The 25,009-nt window shown below is 36.9% G+C and carries 25 protein-coding genes and 1 pseudogene; 8 read left to right on the top strand and 18 right to left on the bottom strand.

The annotated features are described in order from the left end of the window. The first annotated feature begins 379 nt into the window (after positions 1-379). The 3 genes from ACFYKX_RS01640 (at position 380) to ACFYKX_RS01630 (ending at position 4,741) form a co-directional block, all read left to right on the top strand. Positions 380-1,534: a CapA family protein gene (locus tag ACFYKX_RS01640; RefSeq protein WP_389357420.1), complete on the top strand. Its 1,155-nt coding sequence runs from the start codon at positions 380-382 to the stop codon at positions 1,532-1,534. Between the two features lie 192 nt (positions 1,535-1,726). Beyond that, entirely contained in the window at positions 1,727-3,814 is a 2,088-nt protein-coding gene (locus tag ACFYKX_RS01635) for a methyl-accepting chemotaxis protein (RefSeq protein WP_389357418.1), read from the top strand. A gap of 132 nt (positions 3,815-3,946) precedes the next feature. Further along, positions 3,947-4,741, top strand: coding sequence for a CPBP family intramembrane glutamic endopeptidase (locus ACFYKX_RS01630; protein WP_389357416.1), 795 nt, complete (start codon positions 3,947-3,949; stop codon positions 4,739-4,741). Between the two features lie 69 nt (positions 4,742-4,810). On the opposite strand, the gene ACFYKX_RS01625 is transcribed toward ACFYKX_RS01630, so the two are convergent. Continuing rightward, entirely contained in the window at positions 4,811-5,071 is a 261-nt protein-coding gene (locus ACFYKX_RS01625) for a hypothetical protein (protein ID WP_389357414.1), read from the bottom strand. Between the two features lie 18 nt (positions 5,072-5,089). Continuing rightward, the gene (locus tag ACFYKX_RS01620) at positions 5,090-5,566 is read right to left on the bottom strand and encodes an NUDIX hydrolase (RefSeq protein WP_389357412.1); all 477 of its coding nucleotides are present in this window, start codon (positions 5,564-5,566) and stop codon (positions 5,090-5,092) included. A gap of 183 nt (positions 5,567-5,749) precedes the next feature. Between ACFYKX_RS01620 and ACFYKX_RS01615 the strand changes: the two genes are divergently transcribed. Next, positions 5,750-6,037, top strand: a complete 288-nt coding sequence (locus ACFYKX_RS01615; protein ID WP_389357410.1) for a HesB/YadR/YfhF family protein — start codon at positions 5,750-5,752, stop codon at positions 6,035-6,037. A gap of 44 nt (positions 6,038-6,081) precedes the next feature. Here ACFYKX_RS01615 and ACFYKX_RS01610 read toward each other — a convergent pair whose 3' ends face one another. From ACFYKX_RS01610 to mtnA, 9 genes are all read right to left on the bottom strand, one after another. Then, the gene (locus ACFYKX_RS01610) at positions 6,082-6,372 is read right to left on the bottom strand and encodes a hypothetical protein (RefSeq protein WP_389357408.1); all 291 of its coding nucleotides are present in this window, start codon (positions 6,370-6,372) and stop codon (positions 6,082-6,084) included. Between the two features lie 188 nt (positions 6,373-6,560). Beyond that, positions 6,561-6,983, bottom strand: a complete 423-nt coding sequence (locus ACFYKX_RS01605) for an acyl-CoA thioesterase (protein ID WP_389357406.1) — start codon at positions 6,981-6,983, stop codon at positions 6,561-6,563. A 2-nt stretch (positions 6,984-6,985) separates the two neighbouring features. Continuing rightward, positions 6,986-9,322, bottom strand: a complete 2,337-nt coding sequence (locus ACFYKX_RS01600; RefSeq protein WP_389357404.1) for an AAA family ATPase — start codon at positions 9,320-9,322, stop codon at positions 6,986-6,988. A gap of 168 nt (positions 9,323-9,490) precedes the next feature. Continuing rightward, positions 9,491-9,733, bottom strand: a complete 243-nt coding sequence (gene tlp / locus ACFYKX_RS01595; RefSeq protein WP_389358991.1) for a small acid-soluble spore protein Tlp — start codon at positions 9,731-9,733, stop codon at positions 9,491-9,493. A 566-nt stretch (positions 9,734-10,299) separates the two neighbouring features. After that, on the bottom strand, positions 10,300-10,449 hold the full coding sequence (locus tag ACFYKX_RS01590) for an acid-soluble spore protein N (protein WP_389357402.1): 150 nt from the start codon (positions 10,447-10,449) through the stop codon (positions 10,300-10,302). A 70-nt stretch (positions 10,450-10,519) separates the two neighbouring features. Then, entirely contained in the window at positions 10,520-10,651 is a 132-nt protein-coding gene (locus ACFYKX_RS01585) for an FbpB family small basic protein (RefSeq protein WP_389357400.1), read from the bottom strand. Between the two features lie 235 nt (positions 10,652-10,886). After that, on the bottom strand, positions 10,887-11,396 hold the full coding sequence (locus tag ACFYKX_RS01580) for a peroxiredoxin family protein (protein WP_389357398.1): 510 nt from the start codon (positions 11,394-11,396) through the stop codon (positions 10,887-10,889). Positions 11,397-11,438: 42 nt separating this feature from the next. Next, positions 11,439-11,855 carry a hypothetical protein gene (locus ACFYKX_RS01575; RefSeq protein ID WP_389357396.1) on the bottom strand — a complete coding sequence of 139 codons (417 nt, stop codon included), beginning with the start codon at positions 11,853-11,855 and terminating at the stop codon, positions 11,439-11,441. Positions 11,856-11,955: 100 nt separating this feature from the next. Further along, entirely contained in the window at positions 11,956-13,002 is a 1,047-nt protein-coding gene (gene mtnA / locus ACFYKX_RS01570; protein ID WP_389357394.1) for an S-methyl-5-thioribose-1-phosphate isomerase, read from the bottom strand. A 183-nt stretch (positions 13,003-13,185) separates the two neighbouring features. Between mtnA and ACFYKX_RS01565 the strand changes: the two genes are divergently transcribed. Continuing rightward, on the top strand, positions 13,186-14,226 hold the full coding sequence (locus ACFYKX_RS01565; protein ID WP_389357392.1) for an NAD-dependent epimerase/dehydratase family protein: 1,041 nt from the start codon (positions 13,186-13,188) through the stop codon (positions 14,224-14,226). Between the two features lie 48 nt (positions 14,227-14,274). Here the strand turns inward: ACFYKX_RS01565 and acnA are convergent, their stop codons facing one another. Beyond that, complete coding sequence (gene acnA / locus ACFYKX_RS01560; protein ID WP_389357390.1) at positions 14,275-16,983, bottom strand: aconitate hydratase AcnA; 2,709 nt, start codon at positions 16,981-16,983, stop codon at positions 14,275-14,277. Positions 16,984-17,316: 333 nt separating this feature from the next. Between acnA and sspO the strand changes: the two genes are divergently transcribed. Beyond that, positions 17,317-17,466 carry a small acid-soluble spore protein O gene (sspO, locus tag ACFYKX_RS01555; RefSeq protein ID WP_389357388.1) on the top strand — a complete coding sequence of 50 codons (150 nt, stop codon included), beginning with the start codon at positions 17,317-17,319 and terminating at the stop codon, positions 17,464-17,466. Between the two features lie 357 nt (positions 17,467-17,823). Here sspO and ACFYKX_RS01550 read toward each other — a convergent pair whose 3' ends face one another. Continuing rightward, a complete protein-coding gene (locus tag ACFYKX_RS01550) occupies positions 17,824-18,084 on the bottom strand; it encodes a hypothetical protein (protein ID WP_389357386.1) in 261 nt (86 codons plus the stop codon). Positions 18,085-18,193: 109 nt separating this feature from the next. Between ACFYKX_RS01550 and ACFYKX_RS01545 the strand changes: the two genes are divergently transcribed. After that, positions 18,194-18,340, top strand: a complete 147-nt coding sequence (locus ACFYKX_RS01545) for a small acid-soluble spore protein P (RefSeq protein ID WP_389357384.1) — start codon at positions 18,194-18,196, stop codon at positions 18,338-18,340. A 44-nt stretch (positions 18,341-18,384) separates the two neighbouring features. Here the strand turns inward: ACFYKX_RS01545 and selA are convergent, their stop codons facing one another. Beyond that, positions 18,385-19,791, bottom strand: coding sequence for an L-seryl-tRNA(Sec) selenium transferase (gene selA / locus ACFYKX_RS01540; RefSeq protein WP_389357382.1), 1,407 nt, complete (start codon positions 19,789-19,791; stop codon positions 18,385-18,387). A 137-nt stretch (positions 19,792-19,928) separates the two neighbouring features. Here selA and ACFYKX_RS01535 point away from each other — a divergent pair, with 137 nt between their 5' ends. Then, positions 19,929-20,324 carry an Hsp20/alpha crystallin family protein gene (locus ACFYKX_RS01535; protein ID WP_389357380.1) on the top strand — a complete coding sequence of 132 codons (396 nt, stop codon included), beginning with the start codon at positions 19,929-19,931 and terminating at the stop codon, positions 20,322-20,324. 279 nt (positions 20,325-20,603) lie between these two features. Here the strand turns inward: ACFYKX_RS01535 and ACFYKX_RS01530 are convergent. The 4 genes and pseudogenes from ACFYKX_RS01530 to pdxR form a co-directional block, all read right to left on the bottom strand. After that, a pseudogene (locus ACFYKX_RS01530) lies at positions 20,604-20,786 on the bottom strand (Rdx family protein); the annotation flags it as partial. Positions 20,787-21,016: 230 nt separating this feature from the next. Further along, positions 21,017-21,961 carry an L-threonine 3-dehydrogenase gene (locus ACFYKX_RS01525; protein WP_389357378.1) on the bottom strand — a complete coding sequence of 315 codons (945 nt, stop codon included), beginning with the start codon at positions 21,959-21,961 and terminating at the stop codon, positions 21,017-21,019. A gap of 60 nt (positions 21,962-22,021) precedes the next feature. Then, positions 22,022-23,215 carry a glycine C-acetyltransferase gene (locus tag ACFYKX_RS01520; RefSeq protein ID WP_389357376.1) on the bottom strand — a complete coding sequence of 398 codons (1,194 nt, stop codon included), beginning with the start codon at positions 23,213-23,215 and terminating at the stop codon, positions 22,022-22,024. A gap of 307 nt (positions 23,216-23,522) precedes the next feature. Then, positions 23,523-24,926 (bottom strand): MocR-like pyridoxine biosynthesis transcription factor PdxR, encoded by a 1,404-nt coding sequence (gene pdxR / locus ACFYKX_RS01515; RefSeq protein WP_389357374.1) that lies wholly within the window; start codon positions 24,924-24,926, stop codon positions 23,523-23,525. Positions 24,927-25,009 lie beyond the last annotated feature (83 nt).

The following is a 25,009-nucleotide window of genomic DNA, read 5'->3' as shown; positions in this document are numbered from 1 at the left end:
GATGATATAATCAAGCTTCGTATGGTCAAAGTAAACCTGGTCCTTTTTATGAATCAACACTTGAATTTCTTCGAATTCATAAACTTCATCATCTTCTAATGGCTTCTCTTCCAGAGAAAGCTTTAATTGCGGACCACCTCAGCCAATTCCCATTGTTAATCGTATGTATAGCTCTTCATCTTCTACCCGAAGCTCCCTTTGCTTTATATCCAATAGCGTTTCATAAGCTTTGCCTGTTACTTTAAACAAATTCATACCTCCTTGCCGTAGCAGAATCAGACAAATTATAACAAATTTATCATTATTCATAAAAATTTCCGCTCATAACCATCTAAATATATTATAGTTATCTTATATCGTTATTGTTAAGGAGATACATATGCAAAAGAAAAGATTATTCTTTTTCGGCGTTTTACTTAGTGTTGTATTACTAGCTTTATCTATTTCGTTACTGTTGCAAATGTACAAAGAAGCGGAAGCTAGCAAAGAACCTGTTGAGCAAACACCACATTCCGAAAGAACTTTTTCCTTACAAATAAAAACCTTTGAATCGACCATTACATTAGGAGCCATTGGAGACATCCTAATCCATGACTGGGTCTATAATGATGCTAAAACGAATCATGGATATGATTTTAAACCGATGTTTAAACATGTAAAAGACATGCTGGAACAGCCAGATATTCTTCTTGCAAACCAAGAGACCATTTTAGGAGGAGACGAAATCGGGATCTCAAGCTATCCTATGTTTAACAGTCCCCAAGAAGTAGGAGATGCACTCGTTGATGCCGGAGTAGATATTGTGTCAACCGCTAATAACCACTCCCTAGATAAAGGTGAAAAAGGATTACTCACATCTCTAAGTTATATGGATAAGATTGGACTCCCTTATGTAGGGACTTACACTAGTCCTGAAGAACAACAGACATTAACCATTCTTAGCAATAATGGGATTAATATCGCTTATTTGTCCTACACTTACGGGACTAACGGAATTCCTGTCCCTCAAGGGAAAGATCACCTAGTGAATTTAATTAATCAAGAAAAGATGAAAGATGAAATACATAGAGCAAAAGAAAAAGCGGATGTCATAGTAATGAGCCTACATTGGGGGAATGAGTATCAACTATTCCCTACAGATGGACAGAAAGAACTTGGACACTTTCTTATTAATGAGGGTGTAGATATTCTTTTCGGTCATCACCCCCATGTTCTACAACCAATGGAATGGGTAAAAACAGCAGATGGGAGAGAAAGCTTAATTGTCTATTCTTTAGGTAATTTCCTATCCGGACAAATGTGGGATTATAAAGATATTGGCGGTATGGCAACGATCGAAGTCACGAAAACCATTAATGAAGATGGTCGAAAGGTCAAATTAGCTAATCCTGAGTTCTATCCTACATATGTCTCTAACCAAAATCTTCAAAACTATCGCGTAGTACCGTTACAAGACGCGGAACCATACGGATTAAAAAATGCTGTCGCAAAATATGACGAGATCATGTCTCACATGACGAAGGAGCTTCAATAATGGGGCTTCTTTTCTTTTTAATCTTGTTTGTCTGTGAACCGATTGACTCATCTCACTGAAAATCTCTTTCTTAGAAATAGGTAAATTGTAATATAAAATTCAAATTTGGCAAATTTTACGGCCTCTCCCTTCCTTTATAATATTTGTAAGATACATAAGGTTTTTTATTGGGGTCAAGGGGGAATGGTTTTCATGTCTTTAAAAGCAAAGTTAATCGCAGGTGTATTATCAACCATGATACTCATCATTGGTGTATGTTCATTTTTCACCCTATATTCTGTTAACATCTTTTCAGACAATGCAGAAAAGCTAACGTCAGGTCTTTCAGCCGATGTTTCAAGAGATGTAAGTGGGTTTTCTGAGCATTACGCAGGGACCTTAACGTTTCACGAAACAGAAAATGTTAAAGACGCCATAACCAATATTATTAATCGAGCAAAAAGTGACCTAATCACAATCTCAACTTTCGAAGAAATTTACTCAGCAGATGAGCAAGCACTTCATACACTTTTTCAGAAGTTTTCAGAACAAAACGACATCATTCAGTACATATACTTAGGTACTGAGAATAAAACATTCTCCATTTATCCTGAGGTTGAAGGGTTGCCATCTGACTATGATCCGACATCCCGTCCATGGTATGGACCTGCTAAAACACTACAAAAAGGTGAAATTTTTGTAACGGATGCTTACTTAGATGGTACTGGTAAAGAGTATATGGTCACGGTAAGTGCACCTATTTTTCTGAATAACAAGTTTTATGGTGTACTAGGCCTGGATATTTCTTTAGAGAAGTTAACCACTCAAATTGCTAACTCAAAGGTAGGAAATACTGGATACGTCATTTTAACAGATAAAGAAGGAGCTCTACTGGCTTACAAAGACAAAAAATTAGTGACCGACCATGCTAATATCTCTTCCCTTCCCATCTTTAAAGAAAAGAAAGGCGATACCATCTACTTAGATATTGACCAAGTTACCTATATAAGTGGAAAAGATGAAGTAACGGGCTGGCAAATTTTTTCAGTCATTTCGCAAGAAGAGGTAAAATCCTTTTCTTCAACGATTTCACAAAATATGAGTAAGAGAATTTCTGAAGCAGAATCCAGTCTAGAAAGTATACTTACAAAAACGTTTACTACACAATTTGTTGTTATTTTATTATTATTAGCTATTTCCATTGTCATAAGTATCCTATTTGCTAGATACTTTATTAACCCGATCAAAAAGCTATCGACATTTTTGCAAAGTGTTGCTAGCGGAGATTTACGGAAAAAAATGGAGACTAAATCAAAGGATGAAATTGGACTTTTATTCTCATCTGTTAATCATATGGTAGATAGTTTAAAAGATATGGCTCAAAAAATGGCTCACTTGATTCAAGAGGTCGAAAAAGACTCAAACATTTTAAATGAGCAAGCTCATGTTTCATCTAATGTTACAGAAACTGTTGTTACTGCGATGACAGAAGTATCAAGAGGGTCAGAACAATTAGCTGCCGATATGGTAAACATCTCATCAAATGTTGAAGCAAATAACCAAGCAGTTTCCTCAATGGCTAACAATATTGTAAAAATTGTCGAGCATGCTAAGAACACGAAAACAGCTACTTCAGATGGAAAAATAGCTATGGAAAATATGAATAAAAAGATTCATACCATTGTAAGTCAGTCTGAAGAATCAACTCTTATCATGAAAGAGTTAGATCGAAAACTTCAAGCAATAACGGATATTACAACCTTAATTCATGATATAGCTGAACAGACTAATCTTTTGTCATTAAATGCATCCATTGAAGCAGCACGCGCTGGGGAACAAGGCAGAGGTTTTGCTGTTGTAGCACAAGAGGTCAAAAAATTGGCCGAACAGAGTAGTCATTCAGTTAGTGAAATTGCCATTCTGATATCAGAAATCCAAAATGATTCGGAGAAAGCTCTAATAAACATTGATCAAGGTAGAAAATCCGCTGTGGAAGGCGCAAACATGACAAAAAATACAGAAGCTAGCTTCAATAATATCATTAGCTTTATTGATGATTTAACAAAAGACATTGACGCTATCGCTAATGCTAGTGAACGATTATCCTCTAGTAGCCAATCTATTTCTAGTTCGGTTGATAGTGTCGTATCTATTTCAGAGCAAACCTCCGCTGGTGTGCAAGAAGTAACAAGTACAACTGAAGAACAACGTCAGGCCGTAAATGAAGTTCAAGCTATATCAGAAAACCTGAAAGCTCAAACGATAGAACTAAGAAAATCTATTAACCATTTTAAAATCTAAATCCCTCCCCCTTCCAACTTCGGAAGGGGGAATTTCTCTCTTATATCTAAAAATACTGTATGAGTTACCGTTTAATAGATTGTTTGTAAATGTTAGTGATAAACTAGGTATGTAGGGAGGTGTTTTAACGTTGTGAGCTCAAATGAACTTACAGGGACTGGAGTATTACTAGCCTTTCTCTTTATTGTTATCCAGTTCTTATTTCAAGTTAAACTTTTCTCATATGGCTTTATCATTCTATTGCTATTAATCATTCCCATTCCTTTTTTTAAAGAAGAAAAACGCCTATTTATTTGGACGATGTTTGCGTTTTTTGTTGGCGAGTTATTCTATTTTTACGGTGATCGGTTGCTATTAGAACTTCCCTATAGCAAAGCAACCATTTTAATTCTTAGTAGGTTTCTCTTACTGATTCCAATCATCCTAATAAGCTATGTTGTATATAAATTTCATCAGCGTGTTTTTAGTTTTTGGGCTAAACCAAATTGGGGTGCTTTGATTGAAGTTCCTTTTCGTGCTACCCTAAGAACTATTTTTATCATAGGGCTAATCGTAGTCCTCTTTACTTTAGCCCCTTTTATGATAAATCATTTAATTGAGATTCAACTAACGGTTCTTGTAAGGATTTTTATTTTTGCAATCATTAGCGCAAGTTTGGAAGAAGTATTATGGAGAGGGACTCTACTAACGAGGGTGTCTAAATTAGTTGGAAATGTTCCAGGATTAGTTTTTACAAGTATAGCCTATGGATTATCCTATATTAAGTTTGGGATTTCGCCTGTAGCTTGTGGAGGGATCGTCCTTATAGGACTTATTTTCGGGGCCATTACCGTAAAGTCGGGTAGCCTTCTACCTGCCATTCTATGGCATTTTGTACTATTAACGTTACTCCTGTTATCTGGAATGATCCCCTTATTGACCATATAAAAAGCATACTAATGTAACATGGGAATTCACATGATGGAAAAAGACTCCCTTATCTGATGGAAAGGGAGTCTAATGATGTCCGCCAAATAATAAGCTTTGTAGAAAAATCATTCCTACAGCAAGAAAGGCTAGAACGGCTAAAAAAGGTACAAATATTCCTTTATTTTTGTTGTAAATTAACACAGCCAAGAAATAGATAATGCCCATAATACCTATAAAGAGTCCTGCATCTACCTGTTTATAAGTCTCTTCAAGCTGAAGTGGTACTAAAAGTGCCATACCTCCAAATAAAAAAGCTCCAATGATATTAAATAACTTTGCCTCAGACATTTTATCATCCTCCTACTTTTATACTAAAACGCAATTTTCTATCACTTTCGTTTCATATTCAATAATATCTCCAACTTGATTATATGTAAAAGCATGCTCGACAGGTTGGTCTTTTGAAAAAATAGCATCTAGAAAATATGAGATATTAGATACAACCTCTTTTGAACTTTTAACCCATTCAATATCTTTCCAATTTAATACACCTTCATCACAATCAACCATTTCACCTTCGTCATATTCAGCAGAAAAAACGTACATTCCACCTTCATTATTCCAACTTACAATTCCCCGATAGTTCATGTTCTTAACCTTTAGGCCGGTCTCTTCATCTACTTCCCTCAAGCAAGATTCGAGTGGGGTCTCAGCTTTTTCTAGTTTACCACCAACTCCGTTCCATTTATAAATATTTGGCTCTTTATACCGATAGAGCATTAATATTTCATCAGCGGAAGGTGTTTTCTTTCGAATAAAGCAGATCGTATATTTTATGTTCATTTCTTTACCCCCTATTTAAAAAGTGCAAGCGGCTATAATTTAAAGATTTTTACAAAGAAGCACTATCCCCTAGTACTGATAACTCTACGGGACTAGTTTCAGGAAGTAATAATCAGAACGTTCGCCTTATCCATTTAATTCTATTATAATAACAGTACGCCACATACAGGAAGGGGATTAAACATGAATATCCAAATTAGCACCGAGGCTGTTAATTGGTATAAGAGCGAGATGTCATTAAAAAGGGGTGACTATGTTCGTTTTTTTGCCCGTTATGGTGGATGTAGTACTGTTCAACAAGGGTTTTCATTAGGCGTGTCCAATGAGGAACCTCATGATGTAGGAGTGCAAACGACAGTAGATGATATCCATTTTTTTATTGAAGAAAAAGACCTATGGTACTTCGACAACCACAATCTTAAAATTGACTATAATTCAGATTTGGGTGAGCCCCAGTTTTTTTACCAGTAGGAAAGCAGACATAAGCAAGTCTGCTTTTTTAATTTCTCCTATGATCATTTTAATCTGTACGGAATACCTTCTGTTTCAAGGATCTCCCTTTCTCTTTCTCCAATAAGGTCAAAGTGAGGGTATCCGTCTTTACGAGAGTGAATCCACTCAGCCTTAAGACCGTACTGTTCTCCCCATCTCTTTAACTTTTCAAGGTCATTACAACCGACTTTGGTGACCGTTTTATAGGAAGGAAATCGATCATCTAACCAATAATGAGTCAAAAAAGCAATCTCTCCCCCGTCTATTTTTTCTTTCCATTCTTTCAGCTGCATACGATTGATTCCAAAGGCCAAGGGACTCCCTCCTTTATTGTAGGCTGTTTTCGTATAGATTGTCGATATTCGTATATGGTCTCCAACACGGGATCAATACTGTTTCGTGGAATCTTTTCTGCCAAAAATAAAGAAAAACAGACCATAAAAACCGTCTAAAAAGTATATTTTAGTAGCAACAAAGTTCACGAAAAGACCTTATTTTATGTTTAAACACGTTTCTTATGGGTCTCATAAGCCTCATGCCACTCAGGATATTTCCGCTTAATCGATATCGGTCGGAACGAATCCTTTTTTACACACACATGCCTTGACTCAGCTAAAACAGAAACTTCACCATCCTGAGTCAGAATTTCATAGCCGTATGTTACTTTTAAGCCATCATACTCCTCAATCCAAGTATTCACTATTGCTATCTCCCCATAACGGACTGGTTTTTTATAAGAAGCTTGAATATCAATAACGGGAGAAATAATGCCTTCTTTTTCTAATTCAGCGTAATTAAAACCTAATTCAGATATTAGATGTGTTCTCCCAAGCTCCATCCAAACAAGGTAGTTCGCGTGATAGACCACTCCCATTTGATCCGTTTCAGCATAGCGAACCTCAATTTCTTTCGTAGCAATTAGCATCTTTATTCCCCTTTTCTCATCTTCGTTATTGCTTTTCCTACATCCAATTCAGTAATATAACTAACTTGGTTGATTAGGTCTTCTTTATCTAGTTCCAACAACCTTAAAGATTGTGACTGAATAGCCTCATCCATCAAATTCGTAGCAAATCTCCCATTGCCTTTTCTATCTATTTGGCTCAATACGCCTTTTAAAAATACCCTTGCTTCATTCGTTAATGTGTACTTATATGTCGAAGCATAAGACTGCATGATTTCTATAAGTTCGTCTACCGAATAATCCTGAAACTGAAAAAACTTTTTGAATCGAGATTTTAACCCAGGATTGCTTTCAAGTAAAGTTTCCATTTCATTTGGATAACCGGCTAAAATAACAACCAAATTCTCATTCCGTTTGGTCATTTCGTCTACCAACGTATCAATAACTTCTTTTCCGAAATCACCGGATGTTTGACTCAACAATGAATAGGCTTCGTCTATAAATAGAACCCCACCTAAAGCTTCTTGAATTTTCTTCTTCGTTTTGATGGCAGTTTGACCAACATAACCTGCTACGAAATCAGCTCGACTCGTTACAATTAAGTGACCTCTTTTTAAAATCCCACACTCTTTCAGAAGCTCGGCATAGATTTTCGCAACAGTCGTTTTTCCAGTCCCTGGGTTACCTGTAAAAACTGAGTGAAGCTGTAGTGGTAAAACTGGGAGGCCTTGTTCTCTACGTATTTGTTGCATTTTTACAAAGGACACCAGTGTCTTTACTTCCGTTTTAACTGAGTCTAACCCAATTAGGCTTTCTAGTCGTTCACTAGGCGGTACTTTAACCTTCTTTTCTTTTTGTAAAAAGTCAGTTTCATCTAGTATGGTGTATTCTAGAATGTTTTCGGTTTCTTTCTTACTTGCTCCTTTTTTAAAAATAGCATCTAGAACAATATTCCGAACGCTTCTTGCATTTCCGAAGGTTTCGTCTACTCTTTCTTTTTCTAAACGCTTCTCTAACTCTGTCTTGGCACCATCTGTCAAGATATAATCATTGTCCTTTGCCAGCCTTTCGCCGATAAGAACAAGCTCTCTATTAGAGTAATCGTCGAGATGGATATAATTAGAGGTTGGAAATCGACTTCTTAATCCTGGATTAACATCTAAAAATTGTCTCATTTCTTCAGGATATCCTGCCAGAATTACGGCGAACTTTCCGCCGTATTCACTTCCTGTCATAAGTGAAACTAATGTATCTACAGCAGCTTGTCCGTAATCGTTTCCTGTTTGACCCTCACGTCTTAAGCTATAGGCCTCATCTATAAACAAAACTCCACCTAAAGCTTTCTCAACTACTGCTCTAACGTTTTCCTCGGTTTGACCAACAAAAGCTCCTACCAACTGGGATCGGTCTGCCTCGATTACTTCTTCACGAGGCAGTACTCCTAACTCGTAATAAACCTTTGCAAGAAGTCTAGCTAGCGTCGTCTTCCCAGTCCCAGGATTGCCGGTTAATATCATATGTAGACTTAACGCATCTTTTGTTTGCAGTCCTAGTTCTTTACGTTCCTTCTGATATTTTAAAAATTGATAAAAATCATTCACTCTTTCTTTTACCTTTTCAAGCCCGATCATCTCATCCAAAACCTCTAATGAAGTCTTAGAATCTTTTTGTCCTTCTTCTTCTCTAAAATACTGTTCCCACTCTTTCTTTAAATGTTCAATACTCTCGATATGCTTCCTCATATCATGGTAATGAGTAGACGTATAGAAAACGCCAGAAATGGACTGTTCATACTCTTTAGCAGATTTAAGTACTCCGCCTGTTTCCTCCATGACTTTTACTAATAGAGAAATTAATCCATCGTAAACAGAAAGAAGGGCTTCATTCTTAAATGTCTTTGCTGTCCTATAACCATTCTCTAATTCCTCGAGCCCTACTTCACTATCCGATAAGAACTTGTTACAGTTTTCAATGATTTGATCAGCAATTTTCTTTTTAGCAGGTCGATTATCGGTTTCACGAATGGTTGGGAAAATCAATATATCTAAGAGACCTTGTTGTCTTTTCCATTCATACTGAGCAAGAAATTCAAATGCTTTGTTATTAGAAGGGTCCAACCTTTTAGCTTTTTCAAGCCAAGCAATAACGAGAGCATCCTTATCCCCTGTTTTTCGAATTCTCGATAACGCAGCAATCGTTAATAATCGTGATAGAGTCACTCCATGTTGTTTTTCATCCATTAACTTAATTTGTTTCAGAAGCTCTGTATCATCTTTAATGAAACCAACCTCGGTTAACTCGTCACTCCATTGTTTGAGCCGCTGATCGATATTTTTTATATGTACATTCTTTTGCTGCAATTTTCATCACTTCTTCTATGTAAAGTTTTTTCCATTATTATATTAACATATTTCTGAAAACCAATAAAAAAGAGTGCTTACGATGAGGCTTTTAGAATGGTTTATTGCCCGCTTATCCATTAAGCTGTTATTAAAAATGACCTGATCATGATGACCAGGTCTTAATGATTATTGGTTACGCTGATTGCGATATTCATCCTTGATTTCAGAACGGAATGCATCAATACTATCTCGTCGACGCTCGTTTTTTGCTTTAATGTTTGCACGTTCATCCTCACTAGCAAATTCCATTGTTGCTTCAGCCTCTTCCATATTTTCAATGGTATTTACCACCATTTCCTGAAGCTTTTCTACATTATCACTTCTATCATCAGGTTTAGGTTTATTGTTCATCGTCTTTTCCTCCTTAATGTAAATGATACAAAGTTAGTTTGTCAGTTTATTGATAAATTATAAAAGGTAAATTTAATCGATTTTTGATTTTGTTTATCATAACTTTATTATGTAAATTAATATCTTTCTATTCACCCAAGAGTCCGTCCAACTAATCATTAAATGATTTCCATTTCTCAATTACTCTTTATTAGATGATAAAAAAAAGAGACTCAAGATATCGATTTATAAACGGTTTCAATTTTATCAATCTATAACAATCTTTCTTTTAATTATAATTATTATAAAAAAGTATTGATTTTATATTAATAAGTGTTATTCTATAAATAATAAAGATGTTAAACGGTAAAAAGAAAACAACTGACTCTGTTCGGGTTAAATTTTTGAAATAAAGTGAGGTTGAATAAAAATGCTTACACAAAAACATGTTTGTCCAAAATGTCAGAGTGTAATTAAAACACTTAAACACAGTGTATTATGCGATTGTGGTGTCAAAATAAAAACAGTTAAAATCTAACTTATCAAGCGGTTCCTCTAACATAAAAAGACCCACCTAAAAAATTAGGCAAGTCTCATCTATAATATTATTCACCTTTAGTTTGAATCACTTGGGGATGCTGACCAGATTGGTCCTGCATTTTCTTTCCTTTGTTTCCTCCAAACCCACGTGATTGAGTTCCGAGGTGATTAGGAACAAAATGCTCACTGTTTCTTTTCGGTTTGCTTTTACTCATAGTAGTATCCCTCCTCTTATATAAGTATCACCTAAGAGTAAGAGAACCATGAGTGGCAAAGATTACTTAATTACTCAGCCTTACCTAATCGTTTTTCCTCGATTCGCTCTTCGATCTTTTCTAGAGCAGCTTGATCCTTTAATAGTTGACGTTTATTTTCTGAAACTAACTCAGCAAATGAACGTTTTCTTGGTTTTCTCATGGTACCTCACCTGCCTTATCACTATTGTAACAGTCATTATGTCCATAAACTGACTTAATTATTACAACTTTTTGAAAATTTAAGATTGTCATAACATATAAAATGTTTTTTACCCATTTTGTGTGAACATGAAACAACACTTTTTTGAATAAAAGGCTGTAAGAGTGGTTGTGAATTCCGCTCTAATCAATTCAAATGACAACAAAAAAAACCTTAGAATTATCTCTAAGGTTTCTTACATATCCTCTGTGTATTCACGCATTTTTTCAATTGGCATAGCACCTAAGTACTTGCTTCTAATAATGCCCTTTTCATCTATAAAGTAGGTAGTAGGTATGGTTAAGATTTGATAGGCTCCACCGACTTTGTCTTCTTTATCTAACAAGATCGGAAAATTAATTTTCATTTCTTCTGCAAAACCAGCGACATCATATTGTGGATCGATGTTAACAGCAAGAATTACTACCTCATCTCCTACTTCTGTATAGAACTTTTGCATATCCGGCATTTCTGCTTTACAAGGTGGACACCAAGTTGCCCAGAAATTTAACATCACTTTTTTTCCTTCATAATCTGAAAGCTTCACGGTCTCACCAGACAAATTTTCTAATTCAAAGTCTGGAGCCTTTAGGCCAACAGCTAACCCTGGGAGGTTATCTGGCTTTTGCTCTTTTTCCATGGCTTGGACCATAGCAACTGTCATCAAGGCGATTAATGTAACTGCTGCAATTACTTTCTTAATCATGTTGTACCTCCTAGAGCTTCTATATAATACAAGTATTTTACCCTAAAGAATTAGAATAAATAAAGTTCTTATAGCTAAAAATGCAATTAGAAATGTGACAATACTGTAGCCAAGTGCATGAACTACTTTTTTAGAAAGCCAATTTCTTTTTTTATATGTCCATCCTAAATACAGGACACATGCTATACCTGCTATTATATACCCTTTCATACCACCCGTAAAATAAAGAATTCCAAGTGGATTTTCAATGATAATACTCGGTCTTATAAGGATAATACTAAATTTATAAACGATAAAATAAAGAAATGCACTATTGATTAAAGTATCGAGGAACGATTTTTGAAATTCACCTTCATGTTTTAACTGCTTTTTAATCACAAGATAAGAAATAATTCCCGCAGCTACTAAAATAATCCATTCATACTTTATCATTAAAGATCCTATTTGAAATATACCCATTAAAATAAATTCTCCTTGGTATGAGTCTTTACATCCCAATCATACCCTACCTAGTATAAATGTACAAATAAAAAAGCAAGCTAATAAGCCTGCCAAATTTTTAGATAAATAATTTAGGTAATTCTTCTTGGTAATTCCCCTTAATAATTCCCTTTTCAGTGATGATTGCTGTAATTAACTCATGTGGTGTCACATCAAAAGCAGGATTAAACACTTTAACACCCTCTGGTGCAGTTTGTTTACCTAGTCCCTCTGTAATTTCCTCCATACCTCTTTCTTCAATAGGAATGTCATGCCCTGTTTTAGTATCTAGATCAACCGTTGGTGTTGGCGCGGCCACATAGAATGGAATATTATGAGCTTTAGCAAGCAGCGCTACCCCATATGTTCCAATTTTATTAGCAACATCTCCATTTGCAGCTACACGATCACATCCGACGATCACCGCTTGGATCAATCCCTTATGCATCACCATCGCAGCCATACTATCTGTAATTAACGTGACATCAATTCCCGCTTGCATTAATTCCCAAGTAGTCAATCTGGCACCTTGAAGCAATGGTCTTGTTTCGTCAGCGTATACTTTGATATCCCAACCTTTTTCCTTTGCCAAATAAATTGGTGCTAAAGCTGTTCCGTATTTCGCCGTTGCGATTCCCCCAGCGTTACAGTGAGTTAACACGGTCATCCCATCATGGAATAAAGTTAACGCATGCTCTCCAATGGAACGACATACTTCTTCATCTTCTTGCCTAATTAAGTGTGCCTCTTCTTCTAGTGCTGCTTTTATTTCAGCTACAGGCTTCTCACGCTCTAATTTCGCTCTCTCATCCATTCGTTTTAACGCCCAAAACAAGTTAACAGCTGTTGGACGTGACGTTTCTAAATAAGTTAAATTTTCTTTAAGTACGCCATAGAAAGAATCAAAGTTTTCCTCTGGTGCATTTTTTAATCCAAGTAATAAGCCATATGCTGCAGCAATCCCAATTGCCGGAGCTCCTCTAACCTTCAGTTGTTTAATCGCATCCCAAGCATCTTCAATTTCTGTTATCTCTAAAAACTCTGTAATGGTCGGCAGCTTTGTCTGATCTAATATATATAAAGTTCCTTCTTTAAACGTGACAGATTGCAAAAATGTATGTTCCAAATTAATATTCTCCTCTCAAGTCCATCCTGTTGTTTGTCCAATTTTCAAAAAACTCTATTCCTATTTTAACAATATTTTTCTTTGTCGCAACAAATAAATATTTTATCACGTATCTTTTTTGATGGAAAATACGTTGATTGATTAAATACAATGAAAATATACGTTAATTGGAGGGGCTAGATTATGAAGGTTTTAATCATTGGGGGAAGTAGATTCCTAGGTAAAACATTTGTTGATGAGGCACTAAAACAAAATCATGAAGTGACAGTTTTTAATCGGGGGAACCATAACAGTTCCCTAAGTAAGGATGTTGAAATCATTGTCGGAGATCGAAACAACGATCTTCATCTGTTAGAAAATAGAAATTGGGATGCTGTTCTAGACACTTGTGGCCAGACCCCTATTTCAGTAAGAAAATCAACCCAACTTTTAAAGAATCACATTGAACAATATACATTTATATCGAGCATATCCGTTTATGAAGATTGGGTGCCCCTTGATATTAAGGAAGATTACAAAGTGCAAACCATGTCAGTTCAAGAAGCTGATAAAATCACCCAAGATCCAGATGCAGATATTCGCCCATATTACGGTGCTTTTAAAAGGCTTTGTGAGATGGAAGCAGAAAAGAATCTAGATGGTAAAGTCCTTAATATCCGAGCAGGTCTACTAGTTGGCGCACATGATTACACAGATCGACTGCCCTACTGGGTTCATCGGGTTGCTAAAGGTGGAAAGATACTAGCTCCGGGAAATCCTAACCGCAGAGTACAATTCATTGATAATAGAGATATGTCACGGTGGATATTAAAAATGATGAATGAACGTGGAACAGGTACTTACAATACAACTGGGCCAGACTATCCTTTAACAATGGAACAGTTTCTTTTAACCTGCAAAAAAGTTACTGGAAGCAATGCGGAATTTGAATGGGTGGATGAAAAGTTTTTATTAGACAACCATGTAGCGCCTTGGACCGAGATGACATTATGGATTCCAGAAGAGTATCCATTAAGCGAAGGGGAAAAACCTTGGAAAGGGGCTACTTCAATCAACATAGACAAGGCTTTAAGTGAAGGTCTTACATTTAGACCTTTGGAGGAAACGATCCAAGAAATTCATGATTGGCTTCAAACCAGAAATGATAATAGCTTGCAGGCAGGAATGAAAGAGGATCGTGAAACTGAAATTTTATCAAAGTGGAACCTTACAAGGAATAAGTAAATGCAAAAACACCATGCAGAAATCCGCATGGTGTTTTACTATTTAATATTAAGCTTTTAACTTTTCACGAAGTACCATTGGCAAGATACCGCCGTGACGATAGTAATCGATTTCGATTTCAGAATCAAAACGGATTACTGCTTTGAATTCTTTCTTGTTACCAGCTTCATCAGTAGCTGTAACTTTAATTAAATCACGTGGTCTTACGTTTTCATCCACTTGAACGTCGATTGTTTCCTTACCAGTTAAACCTAGAGTTTCTGCGCTTTCTCCATCTTTAAATTGAAGAGGAAGAACACCCATTAATGCTAAGTTGGAACGGTGGATACGCTCGAAGCTTTCAGCGATAACCATTTTAATACCTAAAAGGTTCGTACCTTTTGCAGCCCAGTCACGTGAAGATCCCATTCCGTAATCTTTACCAGCTAATACAACTAAGCCAGTACCTTCTTCTTTATACTTCATGCAAGCATCATAGATAGAAGTTACTTCACCAGTTGGCCAGTGAGTAGTATAACCACCCTCTGTACCTGGTGCGATTTGGTTACGGATACGGATGTTAGCGAATGTTCCACGCATCATAACTTCGTGGTTACCACGGCGAGATCCGTAAGAGTTGAAGTCGCGAACTTCTACACCGTTTTCGCGTAGGTATTTACCAGCAGGTGTATCTTTACCAATTGCTCCAGCAGGAGAAATGTGGTCAGTTGTTACTGAATCACCAAACTTACCTACTACACGTAGACCAGAAAGAGGTTTAACTTCTTCTGGGTCAGGCTTTAAGCCTTCGAAGAACGGTGGGTTTTGGATATAAGTAGATGTATCATCAAAAGTATAAAGTGCATCATTGCTAGTTTTGATTTCGTTCCAACGAGCATTATCACTAAATACATTCTCATACTCTTTACGGAAAAGTTCAGGTGTAACAGTTCTGTGTACTACTTCATTAACTTCTTCAGTTGTTGGCCAGATGTCTTTGAAGAATACATCGTTACCATCTTTATCTTTTCCAATTGCATCTTTTTGAAGATCGATATCAACTGTTCCAGCTAAAGAATATGCAACTACTAGTGGTGGTGAAGCTAGGTAGTTTGCTTTTACTAGCGGATGGATACGTCCTTCAAAGTTACGGTTACCAGAAAGAACAGAAGTCACTAAAAGATCGCTGTCAGCGATTGCTTTTTCGATTTCGTCCTTTAATGGACCTGAGTTACCGATACATGTAGTACATCCGTAACCTACTAGGTTATAACCAATTTGCTCTAGGTAAGGAAGTAATCCAGAATCACGTAAGTACCCTGTAACTACCTTTGAACCAGGAGCTAATGAAGTTTTTACATACTTAGGAACTTCCATACCAAGTTCAACTGCTTTTTTAGCAACTAAACCTGCACCCACTAGAACGTAAGGGTTAGAAGTATTTGTACAGCTTGTAATTGCAGCAATAGCAATTGCACCTGTTTTCATAGTAGTTGAATCACCATTATGGAAATTCACAGTTACTTCTTTTTCAATTTCAGAAGCTTCCAGACCGAAACCTTGGTTACCTTGTGGTGCAGTAAGAGCTTGATTGAATTCTTTCTTCATTTGAGAAAGTGGGATCAAGTCTTGAGGACGCTTAGGACCAGAAAGGTTTGCTTCAATTTCACCTAGATTAATCTCAACTACATTTGTATATACTGGATTTAATTCAGGATCGAAGAATAATCCATTTTCCTTACAATATGTTTCAACAATTTTGATTTGTTCTTCAGTACGACCAGTTAGACGCATGTAGTTTAATGCTTCATCATCTACTGGGAAGAAACCACAAGTAGCACCGTATTCAGGAGCCATGTTCGCAATTGTAGCACGGTCTGCTAATGGTAGTTCAACCACTCCAGGTCCGAAGAACTCAACGAATTTACCAACAACCCCTTGGCTACGAAGAACTTGCGTTACTTTTAAAGCTAAGTCAGTTGCTGTAGTACCGTTTGGAAGTTCACCTGTAAGTTTAACCCCTACTACCTCTGGAACTGGGAAGTATGAAGGCTGTCCAAGCATACCAGCTTCTGCTTCAATACCACCAACACCCCATCCAAGTACACCGATACCGTTAATCATGGTTGTATGAGAGTCAGTACCAACAAGTGTATCAGGGAATGTTTCGAATTCACCTTCACTATTCTCAAGTGCGTGAACAACATTTGCTAAGAACTCAAGGTTAACTTGGTGAACGATACCTGTTGCAGGTGGTACTGCACGGTAGTTATCAAACGCTTTTTGAGCCCAGCTTAAGAACTGGTAACGCTCTTGGTTACGTTCAAATTCAAGTTCCATGTTCGCTTCTAAAGCGTTTGGAGTTCCGTATTGGTCAACCTGAACAGAGTGGTCAATTACAAGATCCACTGGCTTTTCAGGATTGATTTTATCAGGGTCTCCACCCATGTCAGCCATTGCTTTACGTAAAGAAGCAAGGTCTACAACAGCAGGTACACCTGTAAAGTCTTGAAGGATAACACGTGAAGGTTTGAATGGTACGTCTACATCTTTAACCTCATTAGTTCCCCATTTTGCTAAGTTTTCAACATGCTCTTTTGTAATTACACGTCCATCATATTGACGAAGGACAGATTCTAGTAGAACCTTGATTGAGTATGGAAGATTAGAAACATTTCCAATTCCAGCGCTCTCAAGAGCTCCTAGATGATAATAGTTGTACTTTTTCCCGTCTAATTCAAATGATTTACGGGAATTAAAAACGTCATGATTTGACATATGTATTACCCCCCTATTCGTAATAATCATATACCATAGTTAGTTTTTTTGTCGAAAAGTTTGAATTTTTCCCTCATCCCAACTTTTCTTACATTTCCTATATTAATACAACCTTGTATATAAGTAAATAACAAGAAAGTTATTGTTCTTGATAAGTTTTTCTTATTGTTTTAACTGTATTTATTATAAAAAAGCTTGAAACGTTGATTTAAGCAGCCTTTGCTAAAAGGATGCAAAATTGATAGCACCAATAAATATTATGTTAAAAAAGCAATACAAATATTTTGTATTAGTTTTACGGCTGAGGAAAAAATAACAACCGGAGGTGATAAAGTGGCAAAACGCAAAGCGAACCACATCATTGAAGGTATGAATGCAGCAAGCGCACAGGGAAAAGGTGCTGGATATAATGAAGAATTTTCTAACGAGCCATTAACAGAGGCCCAAAAACAGAATAATAAAAAGCGCAAGAAGAATCAATAGTTATGATTAAAACAGGGAGCTTATCTTAGTTCCCTTTTTAGTGTTGTTTTGAGTAAAGGTTTCATTAATGTTAAGTGTTAATGCAAAAATTCCTCTTAAGATTTATGAAATTGGTACTAAAACAGGAGATTAACACAAAAATTTTTGAAAATCGAGAAAATTAGGTACTAATCTACGTGCTTAGGACAAAAAATTCCCTGATATAGTAAATTCTAGGCACTAATCTAGGTGCTTTAGACAATATTTTTTAAGATATCGAAAAAAAGTAGCTAATAGGGGTGGGTTCCACCCTAAATCAGCACGCAACGTAAAACACTAAAAGGCTGACTCAAAAGTTTTATCGAGTCAGCCTTCGTGTTATTCTGTTTGATTTACTTCCGCCACTATGGAACTGAGATCTGCTTGAAATTGCTCTAATTGTCCTCTTTGATGTTCAGAAGCAACTTCCAACGCTTTTTCAATTTGCTGATATGCCTCATTTACTTCATTTTTTAAATGCTTTAATTGATGGCCATAGCTTGCGCTGTCTCTCACAATATCATGGTACAATTCTTGGGCTTCCGTATAACCTTGCTGAGCAGCTTGAAACGCTTGCTGCTTATCTTTAGAATAAGGCATTGTCCTACACTCCTTTAATAGTATTTACGTTAAATTGTGCAGTCCTTAAAGAAAATATTCGGTATAAAAACATGATGAGACTGCATCCTATTGGTAGGAGGGATGCACAATGACAAATAAAAATGATGGAAAAGATATGCGTAAAAATGCACCAAAGGGCGATAATCCTGGTCAACCTGCTCCTTTAAGCGGTTCAAAAAAGGTTAAAAATCGTAATCATACGAGACAAAAACACAACCAAGGGCATGATCTATAAAATAAACAAGCTGTTGATCTTAATCCAGATCAACAGCTTGTTGTTTAAATCCTACTAAGTGCTTCCAATACCAATTTCTCTTCATTCCGGGTTACGCATCTCAAATCAAGTAAAATTTCCTCTTTACGGATTCGTACAATAATCCCCGGTTCGTTTTCTGTTCGCAAAATTCCAGCTACTTTTTCAGTTGGAAAATCCTTGTGTTTCAGAACGACCACATAAGTTGGAAGTTCGACATCAGGCATCGTCCCTCCACCGACTTGACTAATATCCTCTTGGACGGAAGTGGAATATCGATCAGAAACTTGTAGAAGTTCCCGTACAAAAACTTCACTTCGCTCTTTAATCTCTTCTTTAGAGGAAAGTAGATCCCTTACCGTTGGAATATTTTTAATGCTTTCCTCACCCTTCACATAATCCAGCAATGTTCCTTCTAAGGCTGCTAATGTCATCTTATCTACCCGAACAACTCGAGCAAGCTGATTTTTTTTCAATAGATCAATAAGCTCTTTTTTACCCGCAATAATACCAGCTTGTGGTCCACCTAGTAATTTGTCCCCGCTAAAGGAAACAATATCTACACCCATGTTTAAAACTTGACCGACAACAGGTTCATCGCCTATGCCATGTCGACTAAAATCATATAAAGCTCCACTTCCTAAGTCCTCATAAACAATCACATGTTCATGGCGCTTGGCTAGTCCAACCAATTCTTCTGTCTCAACCGATTTGGTAAAACCAATCACCTTGAAATTACTTGTATGAACTTTCATGAGCATAGCCGTTTCTTCTGAAATCGCACGCTCATAATCGTATAGATGTGTTTTATTCGTTGTTCCCACTTCTTTTAACGTGGCCCCGCTTTCCTCCATAATCGAAGAAATTCTAAAAGAACCACCAATCTCAACGAGCTGGCCTCGGGAAACAATCACTTCTTTATCGTGAGCTAAGGCTCTTAGAATCAGGTAAACAGCAGCCGCATTATTATTAACGACCATCGCTGCTTCTGCACCTGTAATGTGTTTAATTAGCGATTCCACATGTGTATGTCTAGAGCCTCTTTCACCTTCCTCAAGCTTGTACTCAAGGTTGGAGTAGTATTGGGCAATTTCCATTACATGTTTCATAGCATTGTCGCTTATTCGGGCTCGTCCTAGGTTGGTATGCAAAATGGTGCCTGTTGCATTAATAACAGGTTTTAACGTGTAATTGTAACGCTTTTTCAGTTCACTTTTTACCTTATCAAAAAAAGCAACTAAGAAATCCCCGTCACCAGGTTTGGGCCCGTCCCATTTTTCATTTAAGATAAGTTCTCTTATCCCATCAAGAGAGTCTTTAACCGTTTTCGTCAATTCAATATGATCAATCCCGTACTGTTCCAGCAATTCTGCGAATTTTGGGGCCTTTTGAATTTCGTGTACGGGAGGAAGAAATCTTACTAAATGTTTCATATAAACCCTCCATGGTTCATTCTGCCCGTTTATTATAACATTCTCACCATTAAATTCCGAATGAATAGAATGAATAAAAAAGGCAGGAAGTCTGTTTTAGCCACCTGTCTTTCACCATGACAAAGGAGGAAGTGAATTTGTCTGGTAATCAAGAGAAGCCTTCTTTTAATATGAAAGATATGGAGAAGTGGCTGGAAAACTATTTTCTGGATCCTTTGACCAATTACTTAGATGAAACCACTTTTCGTGTTGATATTTTCGAGACAGAAAAAGAGTATATTTTAGAGGCACTGTTGACGGATTTTAAGCCCGAAGATGTTACTGTTTTCTTAAAAGATTGTGAGATACAAATCAAAGCGAAGCCATCCATAAATGCTCATTCGGAAACTGCTTATCTTGCAAGGTCTATACAACTTCCATTTATAGTAACGGATAAACATGTACATGCCACGTTTATAGAAGGCATTTTAGAGGTATTTATATCGAAGGAAAAACCAGGGTTCGGGAACAATCAGTTCGTTACGATTTCATAGTTGATAAACAGGTACCCATAAAGGTGGCTACCTGTTTTTTTGTCTAAGTGAGGGGTTTTCTACTATAGTTCCACCTATAAATTAGCTATATTTCCCCTCTGTAAGATCTATTTGCGTTCCTCCGAAATATTTGCAAAATCAAGCTAAACATTTGCGCTTCTGAAGATATATTTGCCGCAAACCCCACATTATTCGCAATACAAATCTGCAATTAAGAGAAATCCATACAAAATTTAAACCCCCATTCACAATAAGGAAAAGGGGGTTGCAAAAGGGCGATTACGCCTGCATTTTTTCAATTACTTCTTGACCTTTAGGAAACACGCCTGTGTCAAGCTTCGAGTAAAGCTTTTCACCGTTTACAGTCACTTCAAAAGCTCCACCTGATGATGGGACAAGCTCCATTTTAGTGATGTCTGAACGGAAATGATTAAATAGTTCTTCCGCGAAACTCGCGGCTTTTGGTGCGTAGTTTCACATCATGCAGAATTCGACTTTTACCTCAAACTTCATTAAACTTCCTCCTAGATGAAATATTTCCGATTTTTCACAAAAAATTCACATTTTGTGATTACTGTCATTTTAGTACAATCTTTATTCTTCCGCAAATCTTCTGCTTTAAAACTCTACCAGTAAAACTTATACAGAAAACAAAAATGACCGAGCTCGCTGCACAGTCATTTTAAAGGGTATTAAATTTTCACACTCAATTTTTCTAACATATCTACAGTCATCTTCTCTAAGTCATATTCTGCTTTAAAGCCCCACTCTTCTTTTGCCGCGGATGCATCAATAGAGTCTGGCCAGCTATCTGCAATTCCTTGTCGTACTGGGTCCACATCATAAGACATTTCGAATGATGGAATATGCTTGCGAATCTCAGCAGCAATTTGCTCTGGTTCAAAGCTCATCGCTGTTACGTTGAATGAGTTCCGATGTTTTAACTTAGATGCATCTGCTTCCATTAAATCAACAATAGCATCTAACGCATCAGGCATATACATCATGTCCATATACGTGCCTTTATTAATATATGAAGTATATCTTTTGTTTTTAATTGCCTCATAGTATATTTCTACTGCATAGTCAGTTGTTCCGCCACCAGGAGGAGTTACATACGAGATTAAACCAGGGAAACGAAGCCCTCTCGTGTCAACACCGAATTTGTGATAATAGTAGTCAGAAAGCAACTCCCCTGCTACTTTGTTTACACCATACATCGTCGTAGGGCGATGAATCGTGTCCTGTGGTGTATTTGCCTTAGGAGTTGATGGACCAAATGCGCCAATGGAGCTTGGTGTGAAGAACTGACTATTAAGCTCTCTAGCTACTTCTAATGCATTCATAAGTCCACCCATATTCAAGTTCCAAGCGAATACCGGATTTGCTTCTGCAGTGGCTGATAAAAGTGCAGCCATATGAATAATGGTATCAGCATTATATTTTTTAGCCGTTTCTAACATGGCTTTCCCATCCGTTACATCGACGATTTCAAATGGGCCTGAATTTGCTGCTTCAGAGTCGTTTTTTCTAATATCCGTTGCAACTACATGATCGCTTCCATATATATTTCTTAACTTGACGGTTAACTCTGATCCGATTTGTCCTAATGCACCGGTAATTAATATACGTTTCATCATAATCCCCCAAAATGATTTATCAAACGAAAGAACCGGCAGTGCCGATTCATTCAAAAATTACTGAATGATCCCCATCTCTTTGCCTACTTTTTCGTAGATCCTAATTGCATTGTCTAACATCTCTTGCGTATGTGCTGCGGAAGGCATATTACGTACTCGTCCTGTTCCACGCGGTACTGTCGGGAAGACAATCGATTTTGCATAGACGCCCTCTTCGTTCAAGCGCTTACTGAACTCTTGAGTTTTCTTTTCATCCCCAATTATACAAGGAGTAATTGGTGTCTCACTATCACCAATATCAAACCCTAGATTGGATAAGCCCTTTTTCAAGTAGTTAGCATTCTCCCATAGACGCTCGTTTAGTTCTGTGCTCTCCATTAAGATTTCAATAGCTCTTATACTAGCCGCTACATCAGCCGGAGTTAGGGAAGTTGAGAATAGGAACGGGCGGCTTCTAACCTTTAACCAGTCTATCAACTGTTGTTTCCCTGCAACATATCCTCCAACAACACCAATCGCTTTTGAAAGAGTCCCAATTTGGAAATCCACTTTGTCTGATAACCCGAAATGTTTTACCGTACCTGCTCCCTTACCAAGAACACCAGATCCATGCGCATCATCCACATATGTAATCAGGTCAAATTCTTCGGCAATTTCAACAATCTCAGGAAGCTTTGCAACATCGCCATCCATTGAGAACACACCATCAGTGATCACCATGATTTTATTGTATAAACCAGATTCTTTCGCTTCTTTCGCTTTTGCACGTAAATCTTCCATATCAGAATGGTTAAAACGGATGATTTTAGCTCTTGATAATCTACATCCATCAATAATTGATGCATGGTTCAATTCATCCGAAAGAATGGCATCATTTTTATCCATAACAGCTGAAATTGCTGCCATATTACAGTTGAAACCTGATTGGTAAGCAATTGCTGCTTCAGTATGCTTAAATTCTGCAAGTTTTTCTTCTAATTTAACGTGTAATTCAAGCGTTCCATTAATGGTACGCACAGCTCCAGCACCAACACCAAAACGATTAAGTGCTTCTGTAGCAGCATCCTTTAAACGTTGGTCAGTCGCTAACCCAAGGTAGTTGTTTGAAGAAAGGTTGACCAACTCTCTTCCATTTATCGTTATCATTGGACCATTAGGGCTTTCAAGAGGATCAATAACGTTATATAATCCTTTCCCCTTTAAGTCCTCTAAATTTTCTTGTAAAAATGAATCTAATACTTTACTTGACATCGTAAAATTCCCCCTATTAATCGGAATATTGTCATTAATACATACACATATGTACTTTTCAAAAGGACATATAAAACTAATATAAACACTTATTAAATAAGACTTTACCTTCTATTACTTTATCACATTTTTATCTATTGTACATATCTAGAGGACAGACTTTACAAAAAAAATTATCCACTTACATAATATTCCCTTAATATAAGAATGTTATTTGTTTTCAGTTAAATAGGTTGATTCTAATATACACAATGCTTTTAGATCGATAAAAAAAGAGTCCAGTAAGTTGTATCAACTGAACCCCAATCTATCCAAACCACGCCTCACTCAATTCTCTAATGCCATCACCAATCTCTTCAACACTCAATCCACCAAATCCGAGCATGATGAATGACGCGGGGTTCCTTCCTTCATCCAACCAAAACTTCCTTGTGGGATACACTTTAATCCCTTTTTCTCGTGCTTTCTGGATAAAATCTTCGTCCTTAGAGTCCTTTACATCTAGTAAAATATGAAGCCCTGCTCTCTGTCCAATAATCTCGACTCTGCCTCCCATCCACTTTTCCAATTCTGACAACAGAGCTTTGTGCTTGTCGTGATATATTTTTCTCATTCTCCTAATATGGCGGTCAAAGTCACCATTTTTCATGAATAAGTAGACAGCTTTTTGAATGATCGGCGAAACAGATTGACTATAGGATTGGAATCTATCTCGATAAAGAGAAACGAGAGCTGGTGGTAAAACCATATAGCTCAACCTAGCTGCTGGTAAAAACGATTTCGAAAACGTACCTAAATAAATGACCTTTTCTCCTGTATCTAGTGATTTGAGGGAAGTGATCGGTTGACCAATGTAACGGAACTCCCCATCATAGTCATCTTCTATTATGTAACTATCCGTCTCGTAAGCCCAATTTAAAAGCCTCATTCTCTTTTGTATGCTCATGACCATTCCTAATGGAAATTGATGGGAAGGAGTTACATAAGCAAGTTCGGCACCACTTTTTGAAAGCTCGTCCACGTCTAGTCCATCTTTTTCAATAGAAATAGGCTTAACGATACAGTTTTCAAGACTAAAAATGGATCGAACCCCATCATAGCCTGGATTCTCCATTGCAACACTTTTTCCTTGTAGCTGAAGCAATTGAGAGATTAGTATAATCGCTTGCTGTGTACCTGCCGTTAATACTATTTGTTCTGGGCTACACGCAACTCCTCTCCCGTGGTATAAATACTGACTAATTTCAGACCTTAACTCGTATTCCCCTTCTTTTTCACCATATAAAAATAAACTCTTGTTACTTTCATCCATTGCCTCATTCATATATCGTTTCCAAACTTTATACGGAAACTTCTCTAATTCAATATCTCCGTATTGAAAATCGTATTTTATGTGCTCCTTTTCTATTATCATAGGATGAATTATGGGCGGAATTTTTACCGATTCCACTTCTTCAAGCTCCAACACAATCATCCCGCTTTTCGGGACACTTTCAATATATCCTTCAGCTAATAGTTGTTGATAGGCCGTTTCAACTGTATTTTTACTAACCTTCAGATGAAGGGATAGCTGCCGGATCGAAGGTAACTTCTTTCCAGCAGAAATTCTTCCATTCTCAATCTCTGTCTTTATATAAAAATAAAGCTGAGCATATAACGGATCCCTAAGCTCACTATTTAAAATAGGCGTTAACTCCATATTGATCTCCATCTGACCCCAAAAAACTTTTAGTTTCTGTCACTTTCTATAAGGTCACTTTATTTTTAAAATAATCTTACCATAGTGATTTGAGG

Source organism: Cytobacillus spartinae (genome assembly GCF_042865285.1).
Classification (GTDB): domain Bacteria; phylum Bacillota; class Bacilli; order Bacillales; family Cytobacillaceae; genus Robertmurraya_A; species Robertmurraya_A spartinae.
The sequence above is the reverse complement of the archived record's forward strand: the minus strand, read 5'-3'. Positions and strand labels throughout refer to the sequence as shown.

Coding starts and splice junctions, on each gene's coding strand:
- ACFYKX_RS01605 (WP_389357406.1), bottom strand. CDS start 6,983: ATGCTAATTGCTACGAAAGAAATTGAGGTTCGCTATGCTGAAACGGAT.
- pdxR (WP_389357374.1), bottom strand. CDS start 24,926: ATGGAGATCAATATGGAGTTAACGCCTATTTTAAATAGTGAGCTTAGG.
- ACFYKX_RS01590 (WP_389357402.1), bottom strand. CDS start 10,449: ATGAGTAAAAGCAAACCGAAAAGAAACAGTGAGCATTTTGTTCCTAAT.
- acnA (WP_389357390.1), bottom strand. CDS start 16,983: ATGTCAAATCATGACGTTTTTAATTCCCGTAAATCATTTGAATTAGAC.
- ACFYKX_RS01640 (WP_389357420.1), top strand. CDS start 380: ATGCAAAAGAAAAGATTATTCTTTTTCGGCGTTTTACTTAGTGTTGTA.
- ACFYKX_RS01635 (WP_389357418.1), top strand. CDS start 1,727: ATGTCTTTAAAAGCAAAGTTAATCGCAGGTGTATTATCAACCATGATA.
- ACFYKX_RS01525 (WP_389357378.1), bottom strand. CDS start 21,961: ATGAAACGTATATTAATTACCGGTGCATTAGGACAAATCGGATCAGAG.
- ACFYKX_RS01585 (WP_389357400.1), bottom strand. CDS start 10,651: ATGAGAAAACCAAGAAAACGTTCATTTGCTGAGTTAGTTTCAGAAAAT.
- ACFYKX_RS01520 (WP_389357376.1), bottom strand. CDS start 23,215: ATGTCAAGTAAAGTATTAGATTCATTTTTACAAGAAAATTTAGAGGAC.
- ACFYKX_RS01580 (WP_389357398.1), bottom strand. CDS start 11,396: ATGATTAAGAAAGTAATTGCAGCAGTTACATTAATCGCCTTGATGACA.
- ACFYKX_RS01545 (WP_389357384.1), top strand. CDS start 18,194: ATGACAAATAAAAATGATGGAAAAGATATGCGTAAAAATGCACCAAAG.
- ACFYKX_RS01575 (WP_389357396.1), bottom strand. CDS start 11,855: ATGGGTATATTTCAAATAGGATCTTTAATGATAAAGTATGAATGGATT.
- ACFYKX_RS01565 (WP_389357392.1), top strand. CDS start 13,186: ATGAAGGTTTTAATCATTGGGGGAAGTAGATTCCTAGGTAAAACATTT.
- ACFYKX_RS01615 (WP_389357410.1), top strand. CDS start 5,750: ATGAATATCCAAATTAGCACCGAGGCTGTTAATTGGTATAAGAGCGAG.
- ACFYKX_RS01625 (WP_389357414.1), bottom strand. CDS start 5,071: ATGTCTGAGGCAAAGTTATTTAATATCATTGGAGCTTTTTTATTTGGA.
- selA (WP_389357382.1), bottom strand. CDS start 19,791: ATGAAACATTTAGTAAGATTTCTTCCTCCCGTACACGAAATTCAAAAG.
- ACFYKX_RS01550 (WP_389357386.1), bottom strand. CDS start 18,084: ATGCCTTATTCTAAAGATAAGCAGCAAGCGTTTCAAGCTGCTCAGCAA.
- ACFYKX_RS01620 (WP_389357412.1), bottom strand. CDS start 5,566: ATGAACATAAAATATACGATCTGCTTTATTCGAAAGAAAACACCTTCC.